12 protein-coding genes are annotated in these 14511 nt (G+C 56.8%); 8 read left to right on the forward strand and 4 right to left on the reverse strand.

Annotated elements, in window-relative coordinates:
* Positions 1-2: 2 nt before the first annotated feature.
* The 5 genes from KW829_RS12400 (at position 3) to KW829_RS12420 (ending at position 7519) form a co-directional block, all read left to right on the forward strand.
* Positions 3-404, forward strand: coding sequence for a YgiW/YdeI family stress tolerance OB fold protein (locus KW829_RS12400; protein ID WP_029485199.1), 402 nt, complete (start codon positions 3-5; stop codon positions 402-404).
* Positions 405-522: 118 nt separating this feature from the next.
* A complete protein-coding gene (parC, locus tag KW829_RS12405; RefSeq protein WP_089599583.1) occupies positions 523-2781 on the forward strand; it encodes a DNA topoisomerase IV subunit A in 2259 nt (752 codons plus the stop codon).
* A 165-nt stretch (positions 2782-2946) separates the two neighbouring features.
* Positions 2947-3684 (forward strand): 1-acylglycerol-3-phosphate O-acyltransferase, encoded by a 738-nt coding sequence (gene plsC / locus KW829_RS12410; RefSeq protein WP_010435607.1) that lies wholly within the window; start codon positions 2947-2949, stop codon positions 3682-3684.
* A 59-nt stretch (positions 3685-3743) separates the two neighbouring features.
* On the forward strand, positions 3744-5156 hold the full coding sequence (gene ftsP / locus KW829_RS12415; protein WP_108416235.1) for a cell division protein FtsP: 1413 nt from the start codon (positions 3744-3746) through the stop codon (positions 5154-5156).
* 188 nt (positions 5157-5344) lie between these two features.
* Positions 5345-7519 carry a YgiQ family radical SAM protein gene (locus KW829_RS12420; protein WP_256350592.1) on the forward strand — a complete coding sequence of 725 codons (2175 nt, stop codon included), beginning with the start codon at positions 5345-5347 and terminating at the stop codon, positions 7517-7519.
* Between the two features lie 97 nt (positions 7520-7616).
* Here the strand turns inward: KW829_RS12420 and dkgA are convergent, their stop codons facing one another.
* Both dkgA and yqhD read right to left on the reverse strand, forming a co-directional pair.
* Positions 7617-8444 (reverse strand): 2,5-didehydrogluconate reductase DkgA, encoded by an 828-nt coding sequence (gene dkgA / locus KW829_RS12425; RefSeq protein ID WP_218308324.1) that lies wholly within the window; start codon positions 8442-8444, stop codon positions 7617-7619.
* Between the two features lie 105 nt (positions 8445-8549).
* On the reverse strand, positions 8550-9713 hold the full coding sequence (yqhD, locus tag KW829_RS12430) for an alcohol dehydrogenase (protein ID WP_010435598.1): 1164 nt from the start codon (positions 9711-9713) through the stop codon (positions 8550-8552).
* A 195-nt stretch (positions 9714-9908) separates the two neighbouring features.
* On the opposite strand from yqhD, the gene KW829_RS12435 reads away from it, so the two are divergent.
* Complete coding sequence (locus KW829_RS12435; protein WP_010435596.1) at positions 9909-10808, forward strand: AraC family transcriptional regulator; 900 nt, start codon at positions 9909-9911, stop codon at positions 10806-10808.
* 44 nt (positions 10809-10852) lie between these two features.
* On the opposite strand, the gene yghB is transcribed toward KW829_RS12435, so the two are convergent.
* Complete coding sequence (gene yghB, locus KW829_RS12440) at positions 10853-11512, reverse strand: DedA family general envelope maintenance protein YghB (protein WP_089599576.1); 660 nt, start codon at positions 11510-11512, stop codon at positions 10853-10855.
* A 142-nt stretch (positions 11513-11654) separates the two neighbouring features.
* Positions 11655-12842, reverse strand: coding sequence for a cystathionine beta-lyase (metC, locus tag KW829_RS12445; RefSeq protein WP_089599575.1), 1188 nt, complete (start codon positions 12840-12842; stop codon positions 11655-11657).
* Positions 12843-13094: 252 nt separating this feature from the next.
* Between metC and exbB the strand changes: the two genes are divergently transcribed.
* Both exbB and exbD read left to right on the forward strand, forming a co-directional pair.
* Entirely contained in the window at positions 13095-13826 is a 732-nt protein-coding gene (gene exbB, locus KW829_RS12450) for a tol-pal system-associated acyl-CoA thioesterase (protein ID WP_100166417.1), read from the forward strand.
* Between the two features lie 4 nt (positions 13827-13830).
* Complete coding sequence (gene exbD, locus KW829_RS12455) at positions 13831-14256, forward strand: TonB system transport protein ExbD (RefSeq protein ID WP_010435590.1); 426 nt, start codon at positions 13831-13833, stop codon at positions 14254-14256.
* Positions 14257-14511: the final 255 nt, after the last annotated feature.

The following is a 14511-nucleotide window of genomic DNA, read 5'->3' on the forward strand; positions in this document are numbered from 1 at the left end:
AGATGAAAAAATTCGCTGCACTTGCTGCCATCATGATGATGACCACTGCCCCTGTTTTTGCCGCGCAGGGCGGATTTAACGGCCCGTCCGCAACCGCGACCCAGACGCAAACCCAGCAGGGCGGTTTTGTGGATAACAACGCCAACCTGACGACGGCGGCAAAAGTGAAGGATCTGAAGGACGATGCCTGGGTGAAGCTGCGCGGGAACATCACCGAGCGCCTGTCCGATGACCGCTATACCTTCCGCGATGAAACCGGCACGGTGGTAGTTGAGATTGACCACAAGCGCTGGAACGGCGTGACCGTCAGCCCGCAGGATAAGGTCGAACTCCAGGGTAAAGTCGATAAAGACTGGAACGAGTTTGAAATCGACGTGAAGCAGGTCATCAAGCTGAACAAATAACCCGAAAAGGGCCGCCTGTGCGGCCCTTTTTCTTTGTGACTCAATTCGTCAGATGAGGTAGTATCTGCGGCAATATTGCCTGAAACCCTTCGGTTTCTGAGTTGAGGAATCACACGTAATGAGCGATATGGCAGAGCGCCTCGCGCTACATGAATTCACGGAAAACGCCTACCTGAACTACTCCATGTACGTCATCATGGACAGGGCGTTGCCGTTTATCGGGGATGGCCTGAAGCCCGTTCAGCGCCGCATCGTCTATGCGATGTCCGAACTGGGCCTGAGCGCCAGCGCCAAGTTCAAGAAATCCGCCCGTACCGTCGGTGACGTACTGGGTAAATACCATCCGCACGGTGACAGCGCCTGTTATGAAGCGATGGTGCTGATGGCGCAGCCGTTCTCTTACCGCTACCCGCTGGTGGACGGGCAGGGGAACTGGGGTGCGCCGGACGATCCGAAATCCTTCGCGGCGATGCGTTATACCGAATCCCGCCTGTCTAAATACGCCGAAGTGCTGCTGGGCGAGCTGGGTCAGGGAACCGTTGACTGGGTGCCAAACTTCGACGGTACGATGCAGGAGCCGAAAATGCTGCCTGCGCGTCTGCCGAACATCCTGCTGAACGGCACCACCGGTATCGCGGTCGGTATGGCGACGGACATTCCGCCGCACAACCTGCGCGAAGTGGCGAAAGCCGCCATCACCCTGATTGAACAGCCGAAAACCTCGCTGGACGAGCTGCTGGATATCGTGCAGGGGCCGGATTACCCGACCGAAGCCGAAATCATTACCTCGCGCGCGGAAATCCGCAAAATCTACCAGAACGGTCGCGGCTCCGTGCGCATGCGCGCGGTGTGGAATAAAGAAGACGGCGCCGTGGTGATCACTGCATTGCCTCATCAGGTCTCCGGTGCGAAAGTGCTGGAGCAGATCGCCTCCCAGATGCGCAATAAAAAGCTGCCGATGGTGGACGACCTGCGCGACGAATCCGACCACGAGAACCCGACTCGTCTGGTGATCGTGCCGCGCTCTAACCGCGTGGACATGGAGCAGGTGATGAACCACCTGTTCGCCACCACCGATCTGGAAAAAAGCTACCGCATTAACCTGAACATGATCGGCCTTGACGGTCGCCCGGCGGTAAAAAACCTGCTGGAGATCCTCACTGAATGGCTGACGTTCCGCCGCGATACGGTGCGCCGTCGTCTGAACCACCGTCTGGAAAAAGTGCTTAAGCGCCTGCATATCCTCGAAGGTTTGCTGGTGGCGTTCCTCAATATCGACGAAGTGATTGAGATCATCCGTACCGAGGACGAGCCGAAGCCCGCGCTGATGTCGCGCTTTGGCATCAGCGAAACCCAGGCCGAAGCCATCCTCGAACTGAAGCTGCGTCATCTCGCCAAACTGGAAGAGATGAAGATCCGCGGCGAGCAGAACGAGCTGGAAAAAGAGCGCGATCAGCTGCAGGCGATTCTGGCGTCCGAGCGCAAGATGAATACCCTGCTGAAGAAAGAGCTGCAGGCGGATGCCGAAGCCTTTGGCGACGACCGTCGTTCTCCGCTGCACGAGCGCGAAGAAGCGAAGGCGATGAACGAGCACGACATGCAGCCGTCCGAGCCGGTGACCATTGTGCTGTCGCAGAGTGGCTGGGTGCGTAGCGCCAAAGGCCACGATATCGACGCGCCGGGCCTGAGCTATAAAGCGGGCGACAGCTTCAAAGCGGCGGTGAAAGGCAAGAGCAACCAGCCGGTGGCGTTTATCGATTCCACCGGTCGCAGCTACGCCATCGACCCGATCACGCTGCCTTCCGCGCGCGGGCAGGGTGAACCGCTGACCGGCAAGCTGACGCTCCCGCCGGGCGCGACGGTTGACCATATGCTGATGGAAGCGGATGACCAAAAACTGCTGATGGCCTCCGATGCGGGCTACGGCTTTATCTGTACCTTTAACGATCTCGTGTCGCGTAACCGCGCCGGTAAAGCGCTGATTAGCCTGCCGGACAACGCCCACGTGATGACGCCGCTGGTGATTGAGAACGAGAGCGACATGCTGCTGGCGATCACCTCTGCCGGACGTATGCTGATGTTCCCGGTCAGCGACCTGCCGGAGCTGTCGAAAGGTAAAGGCAACAAGATCATCAACATCCCGTCAGCGGAAGCGGCAAAAGGCGAGGATGGCCTGGCGCACCTCTTCATTCTGCCGCCGCAGAGCACGCTGACCATTCATGTCGGCAAGCGTAAAATCAAACTGCGTCCGGAAGAGCTGCAGAAGGTTGTTGGCGAGCGCGGTCGTCGTGGCTCGCTGATGCGTGGCCTGCAGCGTATCGACCGCGTGGAGATTGACTCTCCTGCGCGCAGCACCGCGGGCGACAGCGAAGAGTAACGTAACGCCTCCCCCCTCCGTTCCGGAGGGGGGCATTTCACGAAAATTTCCCGTAAAATCGTTGTTAATTCGTGCGTTGCGATTAACAATACGCGCTCGTAATAAAGTCCTTACCTGGCCACAGGTGAAGTATAATTGTCAGCTGTCAGGGCTTCAGAGGTCGCTATGCTATACATTGTTCGTCTCATTCTTACCGTTATCTACTGCATTCTGGTCTGTGTTTTCGGCTGCATCTATTGCCTGTTCAGTCCGCGTAATCCTAAGCATGTCGCCACCTTTGGCCATATGTTTGGCCGCCTTGCGCCGCTGTTTGGTCTGAAGGTGGAAAAACGCCTGCCGGAAGGCGCGGAGCAGTTCGGCAACGCCATCTATATCGCTAACCATCAGAACAACTACGATATGGTGACCGCCGCAAACATCGTACTGCCGCCAACCGTGACGGTGGGGAAAAAGAGTTTGCTGTGGATCCCGTTTTTCGGTCAGCTCTATTGGCTGACGGGTAACTTGTTGATTGACCGTAATAATCGAGCCAAAGCGCATGGCACTATTGCGGAAGTGGTGAATCACTTTAAGAAACGCAAAATCTCAATCTGGATGTTCCCGGAAGGGACGCGTAGCCGCGGTCGTGGCCTGCTGCCGTTTAAAACCGGTGCGTTTCATGCCGCAATTGCGGCAGGTGTTCCAATTATTCCTGTGTGTGTTTCCAATACTTCTAATAAGATTAATCTTAACCGCCTGAATAACGGGTTGGTCATTGTCGAAATGCTGCCGCCGGTGGATACCAGTAAATATGGCAAAGATCAGGTGCGCGAACTGGCAGCTCATTGCCGTGAGCTGATGGCTCAGCATATTGCGTTGCTCGACAAAGAAGTCGCAGAGAGAGAAGCCGCCGGTAAGATTTAATCCGGCGTTATAAGGGAAAACGAATTCCCGCGTTGTTAGTCGTTTCAGATGGAGCTTATATGTCATTCAGTCGGCGTCAGTTTATTCAGGCTTCGGGGATCGCCCTTTGTGCAGGTGCGATACCGCGGACAGCCAGCGCCGCCGGGCAGCAACAGCCGCTGCCTATTCCGCCGTTGATTGAATCCCGTCGCGGGCAGCCGCTTTTCCTCACGCTACAGCGTAGCCACTGGTCCTTTACTCAGGGAACGCGCGCGCAGATTTGGGGAATCAATGGGCGCTACCTTGGCCCAACCATTCGCGTGTGGAACGGCGATGACGTTAAGCTGATATACAGTAACCGGACGACTGAAAATGTCGCGATGACCGTCAGCGGGCTGCAGGTGCCGGGGCCGCTGATCGGCGGCGCGGCGCGCATGATGTCGCCAAACGCCGACTGGGCGCCCGTCCTCCCTATCCGCCAGAGCGCGACCACGCTGTGGTACCACGCCAATACGCCGAACCGCACCGCCCAGCAGGTCTACAACGGCCTGGCCGGTATGTGGCTGATTGAGGATGAGGTGAGTAAATCGCTGCCGATCCCGAATCACTACGGCGTGGATGATTTCCCGGTCATTATTCAGGATAAACGCCTCGATAATTTCGGTACGCCGGAATACAGCGAGCCGGGCAGCGGTGGTTTTGTTGGCGATACGCTGTTGGTTAACGGCGCGCAAAGCCCCTATGTTGAAGTCTCGCGTGGCTGGGTGCGACTGCGTCTGCTGAACGCCTCCAACTCGCGCCGCTATCAGCTGCAGATGAGCGACGGCCGCGCGCTGCACGTGATTTCAGGCGATCAGGGTTTTTTACCCGCACCGGTTTCCGTTAAACAGCTGGCGCTCTCGCCGGGTGAACGTCGTGAAATCCTGGTGGATATGACCAACGGGGATGAAGTCTCCGTCACCTGTGGTGAAGCGGCGAGCATTGTTGACCGCATTCGCGGGTTCTTTGAGCCGTCGAGCATTCTGGTCTCTACGCTGGTATTAACCCTGCGCCCGACAGGTCTGCTGCCGCTGGTGACCGATAGCCTGCCAATGCGCCTGCTGCCGCAGGAGATCATGAGCGGTTCGCCGGTGCGCAGCCGTGATATCAGCCTGGGCGACGATCCGGGCATCAACGGCGCGCTGTGGGATGTGAACCGTATAGATATTACCGCGCAGCAGGGGACCTGGGAGCGCTGGACGGTTCGTTCGGATATGCCGCAGTCGTTCCATATTGAAGGGGTGTCATTCCTGATCCGCAACGTCAATGGCGCAATGCCGTTCCCGGAAGATCGCGGCTGGAAAGACACCGTCTGGGTGGATGGTCAGGTTGAACTGCTCGTCTACTATGGCCAGCCTTCCTGGCCGCACTTCCCATTCCTGTTCCATAGCCAGACGCTGGAGATGATGGACAGGGGATCTGTGGGGCAGATGCTGGTGAATCCAGCACCGTGAATATTACCCCTCACCCTGGCCCTCTCCCCAGAGGGGCGAGGGTGAAAGACCGCTCCGGGCAGTCCCCTCTCCCCTCTGGGGAGAGGGTTAGGGTGAGGGGACAAAAGCCCGCATAATACCCCTTCATTTCCCTCATTGTTCCAGCGTATAATCCCCGCCCTTTTGTCTATTTTTTCTTCGGAAGCATTATGAGCGCAATTTCCCTGATCCAGCCGGATCGTGACCTCTTCTCCTGGCCCCAGTACTGGGCGGCCTGCTTTGGACCGGCGCCGTTCCTGCCGATGTCCCGGGAAGAGATGGACCAACTGGGCTGGGACAGTTGCGACATCATTCTGGTCACGGGCGATGCCTACGTTGACCACCCGAGCTTTGGTATGGCGATTTGTGGCCGTATGCTCGAAGCGCAGGGCTTCCGCGTGGGGATCATCTCCCAGCCTGACTGGAACAGCAAAGACGACTTCATGCGTCTGGGTAAACCGAACCTGTTCTTCGGCGTGACCGCAGGCAACATGGACTCGATGATCAACCGCTACACCGCCGACCGTAAGCTGCGCCATGACGATGCCTACACGCCGGATAACGTGGCGGGCAAACGTCCGGACCGCGCTACCCTGGTCTATACCCAGCGCTGCAAAGAAGCCTGGAAAGACGTTCCGGTGATCCTGGGCGGAATCGAGGCGAGCCTGCGCCGCACCGCGCACTACGACTACTGGTCAGATACCGTTCGCCGCTCGGTGCTGGTGGATTCCAAAGCCGACATGCTGATTTACGGTAACGGCGAGCGTCCGCTGGTGGAAGTGGCGCACCGTCTGTCGCAGGGTGAACCGGTGAGCAGCATCCGCGACGTGCGCAATACCGCGCTCATGGTGAAAGAGGCGCTGCCGGGCTGGAGCGGGGTGGATTCCCGTATCATTGATATGCCGGGCAAAATCGATCCGATCCCGCACCCGTACGGCGAAGATCTGCCGTGTGCCGATAACAAACCGGTTGAGTCGAAAAAAGCGGAAGCGAAGGCTATCGTTGTGCAGCCGCCGCGCCCGAAACCGTGGGAAAAGACCTACGTGCTGCTACCGTCCTACGAGAAGGTGAAAGCCGACAAGGTGCTCTACGCGCACGCGTCCCGTATTCTGCACCATGAAACCAACCCGGGCTGCGCCCGCGCGTTGATGCAGAAGCACGGCGAGCGCTTTATCTGGATCAACCCACCGGCGATCCCGCTTTCCACCGAAGAGATGGACAGCGTCTTTGCGCTGCCGTACAAGCGCGTGCCGCACCCGGCGTACGGTAACGCCCGTATCCCGGCGTATGAGATGATCCGCTTCTCGATCAACATCATGCGCGGCTGCTTCGGCGGCTGTTCCTTCTGCTCCATTACTGAACACGAAGGCCGTATTATCCAGAGCCGCTCTGAAGATTCGATCATCAATGAGATCGAAGCGATTCGCGACTCGGTGCCGGGCTTTACCGGCGTGATCTCCGATCTCGGTGGCCCAACCGCGAACATGTACATGCTGCGCTGCAAGTCGCCGCGCGCGGAGCAAACCTGTCGTCGCCTCTCCTGCGTCTATCCGAGCATTTGCGAGCATATGGATACCAACCACGAGCCGACGATCAACCTCTACCGCCGCGCGCGCGACCTGAAGGGCATCAAGAAGATCCTGATCGCTTCCGGGGTACGTTACGACATCGCCGTGGAAGATCCGCGCTACATCAAAGAGCTGGCGACGCACCACGTCGGCGGCTATCTGAAGATTGCCCCGGAGCACACCGAAGAAGGCCCGTTGTCGAAAATGATGAAGCCGGGCATGGGCAGCTACGATCGCTTTAAAGAGCTGTTCGACACCTATTCGAAGCAGGCGGGTAAAGAGCAGTATCTGATCCCGTACTTCATCTCCGCCCACCCGGGCACGCGCGATGAGGACATGGTCAACCTGGCGCTGTGGCTAAAGCAGCGTCGCTTCCGTCTGGATCAGGTGCAGAACTTCTATCCGTCACCGCTCGCCAACTCGACGACCATGTATTACACCGGCAAGAACCCGCTGAGTAAGATTGGCTACAAGAGTGAAGAGGTGGTGGTGCCGAAAGGGGATAAACAGCGTCGTCTGCATAAAGCGCTGCTGCGTTACCACGATCCGAAAAACTGGCCGCTGATCCGTCAGGCGCTGGAAGATATGGGTAAAAAACACCTGATCGGCTCGCGACGCGACTGCCTGGTACCGGCCCCGACGCTGGATGAGATGCGCGAAGCGCGTCGCCAGAACCGCAATACGCGCCCGGCGCTGACCAAGCACACGCCGATTGTGCATCAGCGTTCGAACGGTGGGGCGGGAACGAAGAAGAACGTAAAACGTAAGACCGGTTAAACCTGTAACAATGCCCGGTGGCGCTGTCGCTTACCGGGCCTACAGGTCAGCGCGTAGGCCGGGTAAGGCGAAGCCGCCACCCGGCTTTTTTACGCACTTAACCGCCAAACTGATCCGGATCCGGGCCTAAACGTTTACCTTTATCCAGCTTCGCAATCTCACCCAGCTCATCTTTATCCAGCCGGAAGTCCCAGACGTCGAAGTTCTCGGCGATGCGCGACGGCGTGACCGATTTCGGGATCACCACCAGTCCATTATCCAGATGCCAGCGAATGACGATTTGCGCCGGGCTTTTGCCGTATTTATCCGCCAGCTCACGGATAATTTTCTGATCGAATACCCCTTCGCCGCCCTGCGCTAGCGGGCTCCAGGATTCGGTCTGGATCTTATGCGTGGCGTTCCAGGCATGAAGCTGGCGCTGTTGCAGCAGCGGGTGCAGCTCAATCTGGTTGATGACAGGCGCAACACCGGTTTCATCAATCAGACGCTGCAGGTGATGCACCTGGAAGTTACAGACGCCGATGCTTTTCACCAGCCCCTCTTTTTGCAGGTCAATCATCCCTTTCCAGGCATCAACATAGTGATCGATAGCCGGAACCGGCCAGTGCATCAGCCAGAGATCGACGAAATCGAGCTGGAGCTTTTCCAGGCTCTCCTGCAGGGCTTCGCGAGGGCGCTTTTGATCGTCGTTCCACAGTTTAGTCGTGACGAATAACTCATCGCGGGGGATGCCAGCGCTGGCCAGTGCGGTCCCCACGCCGTCCTCGTTTTTGTACGCGGCGGCGGTATCAATCGACCGATAGCCGACTTCCAGGGCTTTATGAATGGCGGAGACGACCTCGTCGTTACCGGCTTTCCATACACCTAGCCCCAACTGGGGCATCACGTTGCCGTCCTGCAGCTTGATTACGGTTTGGTTTGCCATTTTTCCTCCTTCAGGTGCGCATCGTCGGAGGGGGACTCCGACGATGGGGTGTGCATTAAGTCTGGACGAAATGTCAAAAAACGAAAGTCGGGAGGGCAAAAACGCTTAGCGCGCAGCTTCGTAAATGCGACGGCTGACGTCCAGCGTAATGTCGCCGTGCTCGCCCAGTTGGGTCATGCCGTGCTCTTCAAGTTTTGCCAGCAGAGCAGGGATGGAGCTGCCGTCCAGACCGTAGCCAGACAGACGCGTTGGCACGCCCAGACCTTCAAAGAAGCTGCGGGTCGCTTCGATGGCGGCATCAATACGCGCATCGTCAGAACCCTCGGTGATGTTCCACACGCGCTCGGCGTACTGCAGCAGCTTGGCACGCTTGGTGTCGCGTTTTTCATTCCACAGGGCAGGCAGAACGACCGCCAGCGTCTGGGCGTGATCCAGACCGTGCATCGCCGTCAGCTCGTGGCCCAGCATGTGGGTCGCCCAGTCCTGCGGCACGCCAGCGCCGATCAGGCCGTTCAGCGCCTGGGTTGCCGCCCACATCACGTTGGCACGCACGTCGTAGTTTTCCGGTTCTTTAAGCGCTTTCGGGCCGTCTTCGACCAGCGTCAGCAGAATGCCTTCCGCGAAGCGATCCTGGATTTTGGCATCGACCGGATACGTGACGTACTGCTCAACGGTATGAACAAAGGCATCGACCACGCCGTTCGCCACCTGACGCGCAGGCAGGGTGTAGGTATACACCGGATCCAGAATGGCAAACACAGGCTGAACGTGTTCGTTCATAAAGGCCTGCTTGTCACCGGTCGTTTTACGGGAGATCACCGCGCCCTTGTTGGATTCAGAGCCGGTCGCTGGCAGGGTCAGCACGGAGCCCATCGGGATGGCGCTTTTAATATCGCTGCCGCGGGTTTCCAGAATGTGCCACGGATCGATGCCGTTAGCGTAGTGCGCTGCCGCCGCGATGAATTTGGTGCCGTCCAGCACGGAGCCGCCGCCGACCGCCAGCAGGAAGGTGATGTTGTCTTCGCGGGCGATTTTCACCGCGTTCATCAGCGTTTCGTAAGACGGGTTTGGCTCAATGCCGCCGAACTCACGCACGTCCATTCCGTCCAGGGCGCTGTAAACCTGATCCAGCACGCCGGTTTTTTTCACGCTGCCGCCACCGTAGGTGATCAGCACGCGGGCGTCAGCGGGGATTTGCGCGCGCAGGTCGGCGATGGCGTCTTTACCAAACAGAATGCGGGTTGGGGTGTGAAGATTAAAGTTGTTCATTGCTCGTTCCCTTTAGTGGGTGAAAAACCGTGGTGGCGCAGAGGGCTACCTGATGCTGCACATTGTGGCCGCCCGGGGCTATCCTCTCAATGCACATTCCTGCCGATGTCTTGCCCATTTCTACAGAGCGCTGGAGAAAGCGCGGAAAACGACGCACACTGTCAGCGTCGGAAACCGTACCCGGAGTAACGTAATATGAACCGTGAAGCGATCTGCCATCAGCTCACTACGCAGATTAAAAGACTGATAGATAACGAAAAGGGTGTCAGTAACCTGCTTCCTGACATTCGCCTGCTCTACGGCACGCAGCCCGGGACGCGCACGCCGGTGATGTACCAGCCGGGCATCGTTTTTCTCTTCTCGGGCCATAAAATTGGCTATATCAACGAGCGCGTGTTCCGCTACGACACCAATGAATACCTGCTTCTGACAGTACCTTTACCCTTCGAATGTGAAACCTTCGCGACAGAGGCGGTTCCACTGGCCGGTATTCGCGTCAACGTCGATATTCTTCAGCTGCAGGAGCTACTGATGGAGATTGGTGAAGACGAGTTTTTCCAGCCTTCGATGGCGGCAAGCGGGATTAACTCAGCGACGCTGTCGGAGGAGATCCTCTGCGCCATTGAACGTCTGCTGGACGTGATGGAAAGGCCGCTGGACGCGCGTATTCTCGGCAAGCAGATTATCCGTGAAATTATTTACCATGTGCTGCTGGGGCCGGGAGGCGGTGCGTTACTGGCGCTGGTGAGCCGACAGACCCACTTCAGCCTGATCAGCCGCGTGCTCAAGCGTATCGAAAGCCAGTACACGGAAAACCTCAGCGTCGACCAGCTGGCGGCGGAAGCGAATATGAGCGTCTCGGCGTTTCACCATAACTTCAAATCGGTGACCAGCACCTCGCCGCTGCAGTACCTCAAAACCTACCGTTTGCACAAGGCGCGGATGCTGATGATCCACGACGGCATGAAGGCCAGCGCGGCGGCAATGCGCGTCGGCTATGAAAGCGCGTCGCAGTTCAGTCGGGAGTTTAAGCGCTATTTCGGCGTCACGCCGGGAGAAGATGCGTCACGCATCCGAACCATGCAGGGAGCCTGAGGGGAAACGTAGGCCGGGTAAGCGATAGCGCCACCCGGCTTTTTTTATGCACTGCAGTACTTTTTCTTAATCACCACCGCAATCGTCCCTACCAGCCCCGCCACCAACAGGAACATCGGCAGCACCATCAGGAAGGTCATCACCTGGTCTTCATGCTGTTTCACAAACGGGATCATGTTCAGCGCGTAGCCGAGTGTGGTGACTACACCAACCCACAGCAGGGCGCTCAGCCAGTTGAAGAACTGGAAACGGCGGTTCGACAGGCCGGAAATGCCCGCCATGGTGGGCAGAAGCGTGCGAACAAATGCCAGGAAACGCCCGGCGAGCAGCGCCAGCAGGCCGTGCCGGTCAAACATGCAGGTCGCGCGCTGATGATATTTATGCGGCAACTGCGCCAGCCAGCCTTTTACGACGCGGGTATTCCCAAGCCAGCGGCCCTGTAAATAGCTCAGCCAGCAGCCCAGGCTGGCGGCTGACGTGAGGATCACCATCGTCGGCGTGAAGTCCATCACTCCCTTGCCGATTAACGCGCCTGCGAGCAGAAGCAGGCTGTCACCGGGGAGAAACGAGGCTGGCAGTAATCCATTTTCCAGAAACAGCGTCGCGAACATCACGAAGTAAACAATCCCCACGACGTGCGGATCCGCCAGCGCGGCAAAATCGTGTTGCCAGAGCGCCGCAATAATATCTTGAATAACAGCCATGGACTTTCCTGTGGAACAGCAGATATAACGCTATTGTACTCCCGAATTGGCCCGCTGGGGTTGATCGCGGACGCAACTCATGCAGACTTTTCTGCTTGCAGTGTTCACAAAAACGTCCAGGAGTACATTTTCAGCCTGCACTCTACACGATACGTTCAAACCCTGCTGACAAATCCGCAATTAAATCGTCCACATTTTCTAAACCAATATGCAATCGAATCAGCGTGCCGCTGAAGTCCACTTCGCCGCCGGGGCGCAGGGCCGCAATTTGTTCCGGCTGGTTAGGCAGGATCAGGGATTCAAAGCCGCCCCAGGAGTAGGCCATGCTGAAGAGGGTAAAATTATCCAGATAGCTTGCCAGCTCGTCGTTGTTCAGCCGCTTTTTCAGCACGAAGGAGAACAGGCCGCTGCTGCCCGTAAAGTCACGTTGCCAGAATTCGTGACCTTTACTGCCCGGCAGCGCAGGGTGATTCACGCGCTCCACCTGCGGATGCTGCGCCAGCCACTCGGCAACTCTCAGGCTGCTTTCATGGTGTTGACGCAGACGAACCCCCAGCGTGCGGATGCCCCTGCTGGTCATGTAGGCCGTGTCTGCGTCCACCATTTGCCCCATCAGATAGGCGTTTTCACGCAGCTGATCCCAGCAGCGCGCGTTGGACACCGCCGTGCCGATCATGCCGTCCGAGTGCCCAATCAGGTATTTTGTCGCCGCCTGAATCGAAATATCAATATCGAATTCCAGCGCCTTAAACAGCACGCCTGCCGCCCAGGTGTTGTCGATCATGATAATCGCATCCGGCGCTTTGCTGCGCACGGCCTTCACGATGGCAGGCACGTCGTGCACTTCCATGGTGATTGAGCCGGGAGATTCCAGGAACACAATGCGCGTGTTTGGCTGAATAAGTTCGGCAATGCCTTCCCCGATCAGCGGGTCAAACCAGCCGGTGGTCACGCCGAGCTTGCTGAGGATTTTGGTGCAGAAATCCTGGCTTGGCTCGTAGGCGGTGTTGGTCATCAGGATATGATCGCCCTGTTCCACAAACGCCAGAATGGTGTTGGCAACCGCCGCCGCGCCGCAGGGGAACAGTGCACAGCCCACGCCGCCTTCCAGCTCGCACATGGCTTCCTGTAGAGAAAAATGGGTTAGCGTGCCGCGACGACCATAAAACAGCCCGCCTTTCGCGCGATTGCGCGTGGCGATTTTTTTCTCCTCAACCGTATCAAACACCAGCGAGGAAGCGCGTTGAATCACGCTGTTTACCGATCCCTGGGTGTATTTCTTGCTGCGTCCTGCCTGCACCAGCGTGGTATCAAGATGCTTCTTTGTCATGTTCGCTAACCCTGTTTTTTATACGTCTGGACGTCCAGACTACCACGATTGTAAAAATGTGCACCCGGATGCTTATCGAATAAGCAGAAAATATTATGAAAAATACGCATAAGAAATTTTTACTGCGTAAGCGCAAGGAATGTGAGCGAAAATTACGGCACTATGTAAATACTAATGAGAACTACTATCAATTCGACGACGTTTTGATATTATTACGCTCAGATTTTGTGATTTGCGTCCTGGAGATACAGAGTGGGTAATAATTTGATGCAGACGGATCTCTCCGTTTGGGGCATGTATCAACATGCTGACATCGTGGTTAAGATTGTGATGATCGGCCTGATTCTGGCGTCCGTTGTCACCTGGGCTATTTTCTTCAGCAAGAGCGCCGAGCTGCTTTCTCAGAAGCGCCGCCTTAAGCGCGAACAGCAGCAGCTGGCCGAAGCCCGTTCTCTGGATCAGGCTTCTGATATGACCTCATCCTTCCATGCGAAAAGCCTGACCAGCATGTTAGTTAATGAAGCACAGAACGAGCTGGAACTCTCCGCAGGCAGTGAAGATAACGAAGGCATTAAAGAACGTACCGGCTTCCGTCTGGAACGCCGCGTAGCTGCCGTAGGTCGTCATATGGGCCGCGGTAATGGTTATCTGGCGACCATCGGGGCGATTTCTCCTTTCGTCGGCCTGTTCGGTACCGTCTGGGGCATCATGAACAGCTTCATCGGCATCGCGCAGACTCAAACGACTAACCTGGCGGTGGTTGCACCAGGCATCGCAGAAGCGCTGCTGGCAACGGCCATTGGTCTGGTTGCCGCGATCCCTGCGGTAGTAATCTATAACATCTTCGCGCGTATGATTGGCAGCTACAAAGCCACGCTCGGTGACGTTGCTGCACAGGTTCTGCTGCTGCAAAGCCGTGACCTGGACCTCAACGCCAGCTCCGTTAAACCGGTGCATGCGGCCTCTAAACTGCGCGTAGGTTAATCGTATGGCAATGCGTCTAAACGAAAATCTGGACGATAACGGTGAAATGCATGAGATCAACGTGACGCCGTTTATCGACGTCATGCTGGTTCTGCTGATTATCTTTATGGTGGCAGCGCCGCTGGCGACGGTCGACGTGAAGGTGAATCTCCCGGCCTCGTCCAGCCAGCCGCAGCCGCGCCCGGAAAAGCCTATCTATCTGTCGGTGAAAGCGGATAAATCTATGTTCCTGGGTAACGACCCGGTAACGGATGCGTCAGTCATTCCGGCGCTGGATCAGCTGACCGGCGGCAAGAAAGACACCACCGTCTTCTTCCGTGCAGATAAGACCGTCGACTATGAAACCATGATGAGGGTGATGGACACGCTACATCAGGCGGGGTACCTGAAGATTGGTCTGGTCGGCGAAGAAAAAGCGGCCGCGAAGTGATAAGGAAGCTGGCGAAAGCCAGCTTTTTTGTTTGTTACTATGTTAAATCGTTATTATTTTCTGCTGCATATCCCCATTCTTCATATTTATTTATTAATAAAGCCATAATTAATAATCTATTGATAGTTAAGTAAATATCAGTATTCTGCTACGCCGTTAAAATATATCGTTTGCTGAAATGGCGTCGTGGAATATCCCCACTACTCTTAACAAAGATAATAAAAACAATCCTTCTTCGAAGGATCTTTTCACCTG

It is taken from the genome of Enterobacter sp. ENT02 (genome assembly GCF_019219165.1).
Taxonomy (GTDB): Bacteria; Pseudomonadota; Gammaproteobacteria; order Enterobacterales; family Enterobacteriaceae; genus Enterobacter; species Enterobacter mori.

What these genes read in the sequence shown, in the direction of transcription:
- KW829_RS12400 (WP_029485199.1), top strand. Translation starts at nt 3, where the DNA reads ATGAAAAAATTCGCTGCACTTGCTGCCATCATGATGATGACCACTGCC.
- parC (WP_089599583.1), top strand. Translation starts at nt 523, where the DNA reads ATGAGCGATATGGCAGAGCGCCTCGCGCTACATGAATTCACGGAAAAC.
- plsC (WP_010435607.1), top strand. Translation starts at nt 2,947, where the DNA reads ATGCTATACATTGTTCGTCTCATTCTTACCGTTATCTACTGCATTCTG.
- ftsP (WP_108416235.1), top strand. Translation starts at nt 3,744, where the DNA reads ATGTCATTCAGTCGGCGTCAGTTTATTCAGGCTTCGGGGATCGCCCTT.
- KW829_RS12420 (WP_256350592.1), top strand. Translation starts at nt 5,345, where the DNA reads ATGAGCGCAATTTCCCTGATCCAGCCGGATCGTGACCTCTTCTCCTGG.
- dkgA (WP_218308324.1), bottom strand. Translation starts at nt 8,444, where the DNA reads ATGGCAAACCAAACCGTAATCAAGCTGCAGGACGGCAACGTGATGCCC.
- yqhD (WP_010435598.1), bottom strand. Translation starts at nt 9,713, where the DNA reads ATGAACAACTTTAATCTTCACACCCCAACCCGCATTCTGTTTGGTAAA.
- KW829_RS12435 (WP_010435596.1), top strand. Translation starts at nt 9,909, where the DNA reads ATGAACCGTGAAGCGATCTGCCATCAGCTCACTACGCAGATTAAAAGA.
- yghB (WP_089599576.1), bottom strand. Translation starts at nt 11,512, where the DNA reads ATGGCTGTTATTCAAGATATTATTGCGGCGCTCTGGCAACACGATTTT.
- metC (WP_089599575.1), bottom strand. Translation starts at nt 12,842, where the DNA reads ATGACAAAGAAGCATCTTGATACCACGCTGGTGCAGGCAGGACGCAGC.
- exbD (WP_010435590.1), top strand. Translation starts at nt 13,831, where the DNA reads ATGGCAATGCGTCTAAACGAAAATCTGGACGATAACGGTGAAATGCAT.